This is a genomic window from Pseudomonas sp. BT-42-2 (assembly GCF_025847435.2).
GTDB classification, from domain to species: Bacteria; Pseudomonadota; Gammaproteobacteria; order Pseudomonadales; family Pseudomonadaceae; genus Aquipseudomonas; species Aquipseudomonas urmiensis.
In genome coordinates this window covers 407,018-419,453 of record NZ_JAOYTM010000004.1, presented here as the reverse complement: position 1 = coordinate 419,453, position 12,436 = coordinate 407,018, and the positions used below count along the sequence as shown (strand labels likewise).

Annotated in this window: 11 protein-coding genes; 7 read left to right on the top strand and 4 right to left on the bottom strand. The window is 62.9% G+C overall.

The window, feature by feature from the left end; translation table 11 throughout:
* Window positions 1-264: 264 nt before the first annotated feature.
* From OIU19_RS04570 to OIU19_RS04555, 4 genes are all read left to right on the top strand, one after another.
* Entirely contained in the window at window positions 265-654 is a 390-nt protein-coding gene (locus OIU19_RS04570; RefSeq protein ID WP_186555252.1) for a carboxymuconolactone decarboxylase family protein, read from the top strand.
* Between the two features lie 90 nt (window positions 655-744).
* The gene (locus tag OIU19_RS04565) at window positions 745-1,497 is read left to right on the top strand and encodes a GntR family transcriptional regulator (RefSeq protein ID WP_186555251.1); all 753 of its coding nucleotides are present in this window, start codon (window positions 745-747) and stop codon (window positions 1,495-1,497) included.
* Between the two features lie 2 nt (window positions 1,498-1,499).
* Entirely contained in the window at window positions 1,500-2,063 is a 564-nt protein-coding gene (locus OIU19_RS04560) for an NUDIX hydrolase (RefSeq protein ID WP_027595373.1), read from the top strand.
* Window positions 2,064-2,159: 96 nt separating this feature from the next.
* Complete coding sequence (locus OIU19_RS04555) at window positions 2,160-4,355, top strand: ATP-binding protein (protein ID WP_264233672.1); 2,196 nt, start codon at window positions 2,160-2,162, stop codon at window positions 4,353-4,355.
* Here the strand turns inward: OIU19_RS04555 and OIU19_RS04550 are convergent.
* The gene (locus OIU19_RS04550; protein WP_264233670.1) at window positions 4,335-6,545 is read right to left on the bottom strand and encodes an ATP-binding protein; all 2,211 of its coding nucleotides are present in this window, start codon (window positions 6,543-6,545) and stop codon (window positions 4,335-4,337) included. The two genes, OIU19_RS04555 and OIU19_RS04550, sit on opposite strands and share 21 nt — an antisense overlap.
* Window positions 6,546-6,726: 181 nt before the next feature.
* Window positions 6,727-7,341 carry a LysE family translocator gene (locus OIU19_RS04545; protein ID WP_264233668.1) on the bottom strand — a complete coding sequence of 205 codons (615 nt, stop codon included), beginning with the start codon at window positions 7,339-7,341 and terminating at the stop codon, window positions 6,727-6,729.
* 111 nt (window positions 7,342-7,452) lie between these two features.
* On the opposite strand from OIU19_RS04545, the gene OIU19_RS04540 reads away from it, so the two are divergent.
* Complete coding sequence (locus tag OIU19_RS04540; RefSeq protein ID WP_264233666.1) at window positions 7,453-7,905, top strand: Lrp/AsnC family transcriptional regulator; 453 nt, start codon at window positions 7,453-7,455, stop codon at window positions 7,903-7,905.
* 344 nt (window positions 7,906-8,249) lie between these two features.
* A complete protein-coding gene (locus OIU19_RS04535; RefSeq protein WP_264233664.1) occupies window positions 8,250-9,662 on the top strand; it encodes a cytosine permease in 1,413 nt (470 codons plus the stop codon).
* Between the two features lie 107 nt (window positions 9,663-9,769).
* On the opposite strand, the gene OIU19_RS04530 is transcribed toward OIU19_RS04535, so the two are convergent.
* Window positions 9,770-10,654: a LysR family transcriptional regulator gene (locus OIU19_RS04530; RefSeq protein WP_264233662.1), complete on the bottom strand. Its 885-nt coding sequence runs from the start codon at window positions 10,652-10,654 to the stop codon at window positions 9,770-9,772.
* A 133-nt stretch (window positions 10,655-10,787) separates the two neighbouring features.
* Window positions 10,788-11,078, bottom strand: coding sequence for a DUF1330 domain-containing protein (locus OIU19_RS04525; protein ID WP_264233660.1), 291 nt, complete (start codon window positions 11,076-11,078; stop codon window positions 10,788-10,790).
* A 77-nt stretch (window positions 11,079-11,155) separates the two neighbouring features.
* Between OIU19_RS04525 and ribBA the strand changes: the two genes are divergently transcribed.
* Window positions 11,156-12,277 carry a bifunctional 3,4-dihydroxy-2-butanone-4-phosphate synthase/GTP cyclohydrolase II gene (ribBA, locus tag OIU19_RS04520; RefSeq protein WP_186555243.1) on the top strand — a complete coding sequence of 374 codons (1,122 nt, stop codon included), beginning with the start codon at window positions 11,156-11,158 and terminating at the stop codon, window positions 12,275-12,277.
* Window positions 12,278-12,436 lie beyond the last annotated feature (159 nt).

The window sequence follows — 12,436 nt, the reverse complement described above, 5'->3', positions numbered from 1 at the left end:
TCACGCAGATCCCAACTTCTGTGAAGTACCTGTGGGAGGGATCACGCAGATCCCAACTTCTGTGAAGTACCTGTGGGAGGGATCACGCAGATCCCAACTTCTGTGAAGTACCTGTGGGAGGGATCACGCAGATCCCAACTTCTGTGAAGTACCTGTGGGAGCGGGCTTGCCCGCGAAGAAACCTCCGCCGATGACCCTGTTTTTAGGGGCCGCGCTACCCTCTCACCAATGGTTGCTGCCCCTGTTTTGATTCGGAGCTAGACAATGAGCAACGAAAAGTACGAGAAAGGCCTGCAGATCCGCACCCAGGTGCTGGGCGAGGACTACGTCAAGCGCTCGATCGAAAATGCCGACGAGTTCACCCAGCCGCTCCAGGAGCTGGTCACCGAGTACTGCTGGGGCCATGTCTGGGGCCGCGATGGCTTGTCGCGCAAAGAGCGCAGCATGATAAACTTGGCCATGATTTCCGCGCTCAACCGGCCCCACGAGCTCAAGCTGCACATCCGCGGCGCACTGCGCAATGGCCTGAGCCGAGAACAGATTCGCGAGATCCTGCTCCAGGTCGGCATTTACTGCGGCGTGCCCGCGGCGGTGGACAGCTTCCGCCTGGCCCGCGAAGCGTTCGCCGAAGCCGACACGGAGTCAACCCGTTAACAACGGGCTGTTCGAACCACCGCAAGGAGCAGCGCCCGGTTCGGGGGTGCCCTGCGGGTTGGCGCAACAGCCTCATAAAGAGCGCACCTGATGAAACGCCAGCCACTCGACGACAGCTTCAAGGTCAACCGCAACCCAGTCACCCTGCGTGAAATCGTGCTCGATAAACTGCGCGGGGCGATCATGAACTTCCACCTGCTGCCCGGCGACCGCCTGGTCGAGCGCGACCTCTGCGACCGCCTCGGCGTCAGCCGCACCTCGGTGCGTGAAGCCCTGCGCCACCTGGAATCCGAAGGCCTGGTCGAATTCGCCGACGCCAAAGGCCCGCGCGTGGCGATCATCACCCTGGAAGACGCCTGCGACATCTACGAGCTGCGCTGCGTGCTCGAAGGGCTGATCGTCCAGCTGTTCACCCTCAATGCCAAGGCCAAGGACATCCGCGCCCTGGAGCGCGCCCTGGAGGTGAACCGCGAGGCACTGGAAGAAGGCGAGCTGCAGCAAGTGCTCGAATCGGTGCAAGGCTTCTATGACGTGCTGCTGGAAGGTTCCGGCAACCGCGTCGCCGCCACCCAGCTGCGTCAACTGCAAGCACGCATCAGCTACCTGCGCGCCACCTCCGTGTCGCAGGCCAATCGTCGTGGTGCCAGCAACCAGGAAATGGAAAAGATCGTCGCGGCGATCAAGAGCGGCGACCCGCAAGCGGCGCACCAAGCCTCGGTCGACCACGTACGCGCCGCCGCCAAGGTCGCGCTGGACTACCTGCGCCAGAAGCAGGATGACAACGCCAAGGTGCGCGAAATCATCGAGCCCCTGGTCCTGAAGGACCCTCGCATAGGCCGCTAAGCATGCCCAACGCCCCGCGCTATTGCCCGCACTGCACCACAGAGCTTGCCCGGGGCGTACCCACTGGCGATACCCACGAACGCCTGCACTGCACTGGCTGCGGCTACATCCACTACATCAACCCGAAGATCATCGCCGGCTGCATCATCGAACGCGATGGCAAGTACCTGTTGTGCCAGCGGGCCATCCCCCCGCGCCCTGGCACCTGGACCTTGCCGGCGGGCTTCATGGAAGCGGGTGAAACCACCGAACAGGCGGCGTTGCGTGAAGTCTGGGAAGAAAGCGGTGTGCACGCCGAGATCGTTTCGCCCTACTCGATCTTCAGCGTGGCCAAGATCAGCGAGGTGTACATCATCTTTCGCGCCATCGCCACCCAGGAGACCGGCCAGTTCGGGCCGGAGACGCTTGCCTACAAGTTCTTCGAACCTGATGAGATCCCCTGGGATGAGATCTACTACCCGGCGATTCGGCAAATCCTCGAGCGCTATATTCTCGAGCGGCAGGCGGGGGTGTACGGGATCTACATGGGCAATGACGACACCGGCAAGGTGCATTTCATTCGCTGATCTGTGCACTGCCCGCACTGCCAACACAAATTTCTCGCCAGCAAGCCAATCTCAGGGCACCCTTATTACTCCCTGATGAAAGGACCAGCAAACCCCATGACGAAATGGTTGGAAGGCGGCGGATCCATGGCCGAGCGAATCCGCAACCACGACTGGGCATCCACCCCGCTCGGCCCGCTCGAGTCCTGGCCAGACGTGCTCAAGACCACCGTGGCACTGTGCCTGGGCTCACATTTTCCGCAGGCCGTGCTCTGGGGCGATGAGCTGATCACCCTGCACAACGATGCCTTCAGCGCGATCCTCGGCGAAAAACCATTGGCCCTGGGGCGTCCGTTCAGCAAGGTGTGGCAGGAAGCCTGGAGCGACATCGAGGCGATGGCCGACCGCGCGCTGGCAGGCGAAGCGGTATTCATCGAGAATTTCCCGCTGCTGATCAACCGCAGCGATGGCCCTGAGCGGGCCTATTTCACCTTCTGCTATAGCCCCATCCGCGATCAGCATGGGCAGATCGTCGGCATGATCGACACGGTAACGGAAACCACTGCCACCGTAGTTGCCAACCAGCGCCTGAACTTCCTCGACAATCTCAGCCGCGCCCTGGCCGACGCCAATGACCCCGATCGGATCATGGCCACCACCACCAGTATGCTGGTCGAGCACCTGCGCCTGTCCAGTTGCGCCTACGCGGTAATGGACGCCGACCAGGACGGTTTCACTATCTGTGGTGACGCGGTGGCACCAGGCTCACCACGTCTGGTCGGCCAATACCGCCTGGCCGATTTCGGCACCCTGGCGGTCAAGCAACTGCGCGCCGGCTTGCCGCTGGTGATCAACGACAACCTCAATCAGCTCGAACCGCAGGAAGCGGCGACCTTCCAGGCCATCGGCATCACCGCGACCATCTGCATGCCACTGATCAAGGAGGGTCGCTTGACCGCGCTAATGGCCATCCATGACCGCGTACCGCGCCAGTGGACTGCCTATGAACAAGCGTTGATCAGCGAAGTGACCGAGCGCTGTTGGGCGCATATCCAACGCGTCCAGGCCTACGCCGAAGTGCGCGAGACGGCAGCTGCGCTGGAGGCGCTGAACGCCACCCTGGAACATCGCGTGCAGGAGCGCACCGAGCAGTTGCTGCACACCGAAGCGATGCTGCGCCAGACCCAGAAGCTGGAAGCCATCGGCCAACTGACCGGCGGCGTTGCCCATGATTTCAACAACCTGCTGACCATCATCCGCTCATCCCTGCACTTTTTGCAGCGCCCGGATCTGGACGACAACCGCCGCCAGCGCTATCTCAAGACCATTTCCGACACCGTCGATCGCGGCGCCAAACTCACCGGTCAGTTGCTCGCCTTCGCCCGCCGCCAAGCACTCAGCCCGCAAGTGTTCGACGCCGGGCCAAGGCTGCAAGGCATGGCGGAAATGCTCGATACCGCCACCGGGGCGCGCATCCAAGTCAGCCTGGAACTGCCCGAGTCGCCCTGCTACATCCGCGCCGACCTTGGCCAGTTGGAAACAGCGCTCATCAACCTGATGATCAATGGCCGCGATGCCATGGCCGGCGAAGGTACCCTGCAATTGCGCCTGGTCGCCGACCACCGCATGCCCGGCATGCCCGGCCGCTTTGCAGCGATTTCGGTGATCGACAGTGGCGTGGGGATTGCACCTGAGCTGCTGGAGCGCATTTTCGATCCGTTCTTCACCACCAAGGCTGCGGGCGAAGGGACGGGGCTCGGCTTGTCCCAGGTGTTCGGCTTCGTCAAGCAATCTGGCGGTGATGTGCAGGTGAGCAGCGTTGCCGGCAAGGGCACCACCTTTACCCTGTACCTGCCCCAGGAAAGCTCGGCAGATTCGCCGCAAAGCGCGCTACCGAGCAGTGCCCCCGTGGCCCTGGCCGACAGCAGCAAACGGCGCATCCTGGTGGTCGAGGACAACGCCGATGTCGGCAATTGCACCACCCAGATGCTCAAGGATCATGGCTATCAGGTCAGTTTGGCCCTTTGCGCCGAGGATGCCCTGGCGCAATTGAGCGGCGCCCAAGGACAGTTCGATGCGGTGTTTTCTGATGTAGTGATGCCCGGCATGGGCGGCCTGGCCTTGGCCAAGGAACTGCGTCGCAGCCGCCCACAGACGCCAGTGATCCTCACCTCTGGCTACAACGAGGCCATGGCTGAAGGGGGGCATCAGGGCTTCGCGTTCCTGGCCAAGCCCTATTCGGCCGAGCAGGTGTGCCAACTGCTGGAAAAAGTGCTGGGGGCCGCGCGAGTCTCAGGCGCTGAGCCGCAGTAGCCGCGCCAGGCTTTCAGCCAGCTCTGCGCGGCGAAAGGGTTTGCGCAGCACCTCGAAACCGTACAGCTCACGCGGCGAGAGGTTGGCGTAGCCGGTGATGATCAACACTGGCAGGTCCTGGTTCAGCTGGCGTAACTGATGGGCGAACTGGGCACCGGTCTCATCGCTCATGATCTGGTCGGTGACCAGCACATCCATGACCAGCCCCTGAGCGATCAAGGCTCTTGCCTGCGCCGGGCTGGCTGCCTCGCTCACCTCATAGCCAAGGTCGCGCAATTGCAGGGCGGTGGCATGACGCACGATCTCTTCATCATCCACCAGCAGCACCCGCGTGGCCTCACGCGCCCGTGGCGGTTCTTGAGCTGGGCCGCCCGCATCGACCACTTGCGGCTCTCCCTGCGGCAGCCAGAGCGTCGCCTGGGTGCCCTCGCCCAGGCGCGAATGAATGGCAAAACCGCCACCCGATTGCCCTGCCAAGCCCTGCACCATCGGCAGGCCGAGCCCCGTCCCCTTGCCGACACCCTTGGTCGAGTAGAACGGCTCAAAGCAGCGAGCCAGGACTTCTTCATCCATGCCACAGCCGTTATCGGCCACTTGCAGCCACAGCTGTTGTCCGGTCACGCCTTCTGGTCGGGGCGGGCCTGTGTCGGCGCCACCGGCGCAGATCAGCAGACGCCCGCCACTGTTCATCGCATCGCGTGCATTGACCACCAGGTTGAGCACCGCCAGCTCCAACTGGTGCGGGTCGACCAGCACGCTTGGCAGTCGCGCATCGATCTGCACCACCACCTCGATGGTTGGCCCCAGGGAACGGGCAATCAACTCGCGCATGTCGCCGACCAGCATGGCCAGTGACACTGCCTGGGGCTTGAGGGTCTGCCGGCGAGCGAAGCTGAGCAGACGACCGACCAGGTTGCGCGCGCGATCCGCCGCTTGCAGTGCCCCATCGATCAGTCGGGTCGAGCGGCCGATATCGTCCGGGCGCCGGCGGATCAGCTCAAGCGAAGCGATGATCGGGGTGAGCATGTTGTTGAAGTCATGGGCGATGCCCCCGGTCAGCTGGCCGATCATCTCCATCTTGCGCACTTCGTGCAGCTGCAGCATTGCCGCTTCGCGCTCGCGGAGCATGCTGGCGACGCGCTCTTCCAGGCTCTCATTGAGCGCCATCAGTTCGGCAAAGGTCGCCTCCAGGTGTGCAGCACTGGCGCGCAAGGCCCGCTCGGCGCGGGCGTGGGTGATGGCCTTCCAGACCTGCTTGGCGGTTTCCTCGACCAACAGGCATTCGTCCTCGACGAACACATGAGGGGTGTGAAATTGCACCGTCAGCATCGCCTCCAAACCGCTCGCCTGCAGCACCGGCACATGCAAGCTGGCGCACAGATCGGCCGAAGTGCCCGCGGGGAAATCGCTCTGCACGCGCATGCCGCTGGCCAGTTGCTCGTGCAATCGCGCAGCGAAGGCCTGGTAGTTCTGCTCACCGGTCAGCGATGTCACGCCATCGACCCAGTCGCGGGCAACCCGCAGGTGCTGACCATCGCCGAGATCTTCGCCAAAAAATACCCGTGAGGCGCCTAGCTCCTCGCCCAACCGGCGCAGCGCGTAGGCTTCGATGGCCTCAGGCTGATCCATGCCCGGCAACGCCTGTCCCAGTTCCAGCAGAAAGGCCTGGCGGCGCTGGAACTGCACCCGTTCGGTGGTTTCGGTAACGATACAGAGCACGCCGCCAACGCTGCCGTCGGCCTCGCGCACGGCTGAGTAGGAGACATCGAAGTAGGCCGTTTCACCCAGGCCACGGCGTTCGATATAGAACGGCCGATCGGTGGCCGAAAAGGTTTCGCCGGTTTCGCGCACGCCGCGCAGCAGCGGTTCAAGATCGTCCCACAGCTCGCTCCAGTTCTCCTGCCCCGGTCGGCCCAGGGCACGTGGGTGCTTGGCTCCGATCGTCGGTGCATACGCCTCGTTGTACAGCGCTACGTAGTCGGCGCCCCAGAACAACACGATCTGCGCCTTGGCCGGAAGAATAGTGGCCATCAGCGTTTTCAGGCTGGCGGACCAATCGGCCGGCGCCCCTAATGGCGAGGCGTCCCAGTCCAACGACTGCAGCAAGGTGCTGACCGTGCCGCCACCGTGCAAGAAGCTTGGCATCGCGCCATGCGGGGAGTTTGCGTCGTTGTCCGAAACTGATTTCATTTCATCCTGACCATCGGTTGCCCTAGGCACAGTGCCATCTACCTGATGGATAAGAAATCAGAGAACGCCAGACGTTCCGCTGGGCTCGACACATAGTTGTAGACAGCCAATACGCCATCGAAAGATGTCGCCCCAGGGGGGCTGCCTTGCAGCCCATCGCAGGTTGCGTCAGCGCCTACGATTAGATCAGTTGCCCAGCTATCAAACTCACCCCGATCACCATCATCGCCAAACCCGACACCCTGCCGACCCGCCTCGCCGCCGCCGGGCGGCTGCGCAATACAGCCTTGGCGCCGTAGCCCACCAGCAGGTAGACCACCAGCGAGCTGAACAGGTGGACCAACCCCAGCAACAAAATCTGCAGCGGTAGTGGCCAGGTCGAGGATGGATCGGTGAACTGTGGCAGCAAGGCCAGGAACAGCAAGAATACTTTGGGGTTCAGACCGCTGACACAAAACCCCTTGAGCGCCCAGCGTGCCCCCGACCCTGCTTCATCGGCCTGGGCCGCTTCGGGCGTTGCCGGGCGCAATAGCAGATTACCGCCCAACCACAGCAGGTAAGCGGAGCCCGCCAAGGTCAGCAGCGACAGGGCCAGCGGATGCCCGGCGATCAGGCTACCGACACCGGCGGCCACCACCAGTGTCGCGAGAAAGTGCCCCGAGAGCATGCCAGCTACCGCAGGCATCACCCAGCGCCCACGCATACCGGCCGAGATGGCGTAGGCCCAATCGGCGCCCGGGGTAATGACAAACAGCAACGATACGGCCCAGAACGCCGCCAACACACTGATAGCCACGTAAGTCTTCCTTCAGATCAGCTTTGGATGAAGAAAGATTACGGATATCGCCGAGGGATTTTCTTTCGTATATTCCCTCACTGCGAACAATTACTGGAAGATTCTTCCCACATGGACCGAACCGATCGCAAGATCCTTGCCGAACTGCAACAAGACGGTCGCTTATCGGTGACCGAACTGGCCGAGCGCGTCGGCTTGAGCCTCTCGCCGTGCCATCGACGCTTGAAAGCGCTGGAGGAGTCTGGCGCCATTGTTGGCTATCACGCACGCCTGGCGCCGGCGGCGCTAGGCTTGAACTTCGCCGCGTTGGTCTTCGTGACCTTGCGCGAAGTCACCCGCCAGCCGGTGGCGGACTTTGAAGCAGCGCTGGCGCAAATTCCGCAGATCGTCGAGGCGCAACGCTTGTTTGGCGATCCGGACTACCTGCTGCATGTGGTAGCGCGTGATCTCCCGGCGTTTCAGAAACTCTATGACGAGCAGTTGACCAGCATCCCCAACGTCAAGCGGCTGAGCTCGACACTGGTGATGAAAGAAGTGATTCAGGACCGGTTGCTGCCAATGTAGTTGACAGTTGCACGGCTTGTGTCGACTGCCAGCGAAAGGCCCGCCCAAACCCGCTTTTTACTCGCCCTCTGAGCGTGCAGTGCGCACCAACACGGCTCACTGCGTGCTGACGCCAACCCCCTTGAAGCCCCAACCCCGCGGCCTTCAGCCCGGTGGCCCGTTCCTTGCTGCCAGCGACCTCTTAACCTTTTGTCAGCCTTAGGTTTTTTAAGGTTCGTGAGCACATATTTACTAATTTCTCGATCCCTGCGCACCCCGCATCATCCCTCCAACAAGAACGCGTCGCCCCTTGCCGGCACGCACCCGGGCACGCCGCCGTGCCCCACCTTGCCTTGGAGTCAGTCATGACCAGTGCAGCCAACTCGGCACCTCTAATAGAAAAACACACGATCGGCTACGTGCCCCCGCAAGACCGCCATGGAAAGGTAAGAGATCTGTTCACCCTGTGGTTCGGCGGCAACATCGCGCCCCTGCCCATCGTCACTGGCGCCCTGGGCGTGCAGTTGTTTCATCTGAACCTGGTGTGGGGCATCGTCGCCATCCTGGTCGGTCATCTGCTCGGAGGCGTGCTGATGGCGCTGCACTCGGCGCAAGGCCCGCAGATGGGCATTCCCCAGATGATCCAGAGCCGCGCCCAGTTCGGCTCGCTCGGCGCGTTGCTGGTGGTGGTCATCGCCGGCGTGATGTACATCGGCTTCTTCGCCTCCAACATCGTCCTGGCCGGCAAGTCGCTGCATGGGGTCGCCGAGTCGGTTCCGGTGCCGGTCGGCATCGTGATCGGCGCGCTGGGCTCGGGCATCATCGGCATCATCGGCTACCGCTTCATCCACGTGCTCAACCGCATTGGCACCTGGGTCCTGGGGGTGGGCATCGTGGTCGGTTTTGGCTACATCTTCAGCCATGTCCAGAGCGATGATTTCCTCACCCGTGGCGGCTTCAACCTCGCCGGCTGGCTGGCCACCGTATCGCTGGCGGCGCTGTGGCAGATCGCCTTCGCGCCGTATGTGTCGGATTACTCGCGCTACCTGCCGGCAGACGTGAAAGTGTCGTCGACGTTCTGGACCACGTACCTGGGCTCGGCCCTGGGTTCGAGCCTGTCGTTCGTGTTCGGCGCCGTGGCGGTGCTGGCGATCCCGGCGGGCATGGACACCATGGACGCCGTCAAACTCGCCACCGGCGCGATTGGGCCGTTGATGCTGGTGCTGTTCCTGCTCAGTGTGATCAGCCACAACGCCCTCAACCTGTATGGCGCAGTGCTGTCGATCATCACCCTGATCCAGACCTTCGCTTACCGCTGGATCCCTACCGCGAAGAGCCGCGCGGTGCTATCGCTGATCGTCCTGGCCGCCTGCTGCGTGGTGGCGGTGTTCGCCTCGGCGGACTTCATCGGCCACTTCGTCGATATGGTCCTGGTGCTGCTGGTCGTGCTGGTGCCGTGGACGGCGATCAACCTGATCGACTTCTATGTGATCCACAAGGGTGACTACGACATCGACTCGATCTTCAAGGTCGATGGCGGCATCTACGGGCGCTACAACCCGCAGGCACTGCTGGCCTACGCCGTGGGCATCATCGTGCAGATCCCGTTCATGAACACGCCGTTGTATGTCGGCCCGGTATCCGAGCACATCAACGGCGCCGATCTGTCGTGGCTGGTGGGCCTGGCGATCACCTCGCCGCTGTACTGGTGGCTGGCCAGCCGCGACAGTGCCTATCGCCGTCGGCAAACCAGCGCCAAGCTGGCAGCGGCAGCCTGATAGAGACAGCCCCTACGCGCTCCCACAACCCCGCTCTGACACGCCACAGCGCACGACGGGGCCCCTGTGGGAGCGGGCTTGCCCGCGAAGAGGCCGCCACAGGCAACCTATAGCCGCCCCAAGCGCTCACGCAAAAACGCCACGAACGCCTGTACCGGCCGGGCCACTTGCCGGTGCTGTGGGTACACCGCCGACAGCTGCAGCGCTGGCGGTGTCCACGGCTCCAGCAGTGCGACCAACCTGCCCTCTGCCAATGCCCGCGCGACGATGAACGCTGGCAGATAGGTAATGCCCATCCCGGCAATCGCCGCATCCCTGAGCAGCTCGCCATTGTTGGCGCGCATTCGCCCCGTCACCGCAATGGCCTGGACCTTGCCCTGATGCTTGAACTGCCACTGCACCTGCCGTGCATGCCCATAAGGCAGACAGTCATGCTCACGCAGCGCTTCGGGCACTGCTGGCGTGCCACGTCGCGCCAAATAATCGGGGCTTGCGCAATAGACCCGCTCGATATCGGCAATCCGCCGCGCGATCAGACTGGAATCCTCCAAGCTGCCAATGCGCAGTGCCAGGTCATAGCCCTCGCCAATCAGATCCACCGCCCGGTCACTCAGATCGACTTCGACGTCCAGTTGCCGATGCAGTTGCAAGAACTCCGTCAATAAACAGCCCAGATGGCTCATGGCGAATGACAGCGGCGCACTCAAGCGCAAGGTGCCACGCAACGCCTGGGTCTGGCCGCTGATGTCTTGCTCGACCTGCTGCACCTCGCTGAGCAAACGCAAGGCCGACTGGTAATACTGCTGGCCCAATGGCGTGGCATCCAGGCGCCGCGTCGAACGGTTGAGCAGGCGCACGCCCAGGCGTTCTTCGAGTTGCATCACGCGGCGGCTGACGAACTGCTTGGACAGCCCCAGGCGCTCGGCGGCGGCGGTGAAGCTGCCGGCTTCCATGACCTGGGCAAAAATACGCATGTCTTCGTAAGGGTTCATTGTCGCTATCCAGTTGACAGTGAACGCTTTATACCGGCTTTTCCCCAGCAAGGCAGCTGCCTGATCCATGCACAGCTTGCAGCGATGGCCCTAACGCCAGGCAAGCCACCTCGACGGCATGTCGAGTAGCGAGTCAATCTATCCCTTCGACAATGATCACCTGCGCCGTCGCCACCCCCTGGCGATGGCTGCAGGCCTGCTGATACTCGGCCGAGCGGTAGCAGGCCAGCGCCTGTTCATACGACTCGAACTCAATGACCACACTGCGCTGCGGCGTCGGTCGCCCTTCCAGCGCTTCGCTGCGCCCGCCACGCGCCAGAAACCGCCCGCCATACGCCTTGAACGCCGCCGGCGCGCGCTGGGTGTATTGCTGGTACTGCTCAGGGTCGGTCACATCGACATGGGCAATCCAATAGGCCTTCATTCGCTGCTCTCCTGTCTTCAGGTATTTGTGTATTATGGTATACCATAAAAATCAAACCACCACAGCGAGCGTGCAGCATGGCTTTCAACAGCATCGAAGAACTTCTCGAGGACTACCGGCAAGGCAAGATGGTCCTGCTGGTGGATGACGAAGATCGTGAGAACGAAGGCGATCTGTTGATCGCCGCCGAACACTGCGACGCCGCCGCCATCAATTTCATGGCCCGCCAGGCGCGTGGGCTGATCTGCCTGACCCTGACCGACGAACACTGCCAGCGGCTGGGCCTGGAGCAGATGGTGCCAAGCAATGGCAGCGCCTTCAGCACCGCCTTTACCGTGTCGATCGAGGCTGCCAGCGGCGTCACCACCGGCATCTCGGCGGCCGACCGCGCCCGCACCGTGGCTGCCGCGATGGCGCCCAATGCGCGGCCTGAAGACCTGGTCCAGCCGGGGCATATCTTCCCCCTACGCGCCCGTGAAGGCGGCGTACTGACCCGTGCCGGGCATACCGAAGCGGGTTGCGACCTGGCCCGCCTGGCGGGTTTCAGCCCGGCCTCGGTGATCGTCGAGGTGCTCAACGATGACGGCAGCATGGCCCGCCGCCCGGACCTGGAAGTGTTCGCCGCCCAACACGGAATCAAGATCGGCACCATCGCCGACCTGATCCACTACCGGTTGAGCACCGAGCAGACCATCAAGCGCATCGGCGAACGTGAACTGCCGACGGTGCATGGCACGTTCCGCCTGGTGACTTACGAAGACCGCATCGAGGGCGGGGTGCACATGGCCATGGTGATGGGCGAGATCCGTCGCGAGCAGCCAACCCTGGTGCGCGTGCATGTGATCGACCCGCTGCGTGACCTGGTCGGCGCCGAGTACGCCGGGCCGGCCAACTGGACCCTGTGGGCTGCGCTGGAGAAGGTCGCCGACGAGGGTGCGGGGGTGGTGGTGATCCTGGCCAATCACGAGTCTTCCCAAGCGCTGTTGGAGCGCGTGCCGCAGCTGACCCAGCCGGTGCGCGCCTATCAGCGTGGGCAATCGAAGGTGTACTCGGAGGTCGGCACCGGGGCGCAGATTCTGCAGGACTTGGGCGTGGGCAAGCTACGTCACCTGGGGCCACCGCTCAAGTACGCGGGGCTGGCAGGGTATGAGCTGGAGGTGGTGCAGAGCATCCCGTTCGAGCCCGCGATTACAGGGTGATGGCCGGTCGCCCAGAGTGCTTGCCAAAATCTTGGAATACCATAATATGATATCCCGTAGACCTTGAATTATCGGCCGCATCCTAAACTCACAATCGGCCCCACGACATCGTTGAAATAGCTGCTCCCCGAACACATGGCGGGTGACAGACCCGCCTCG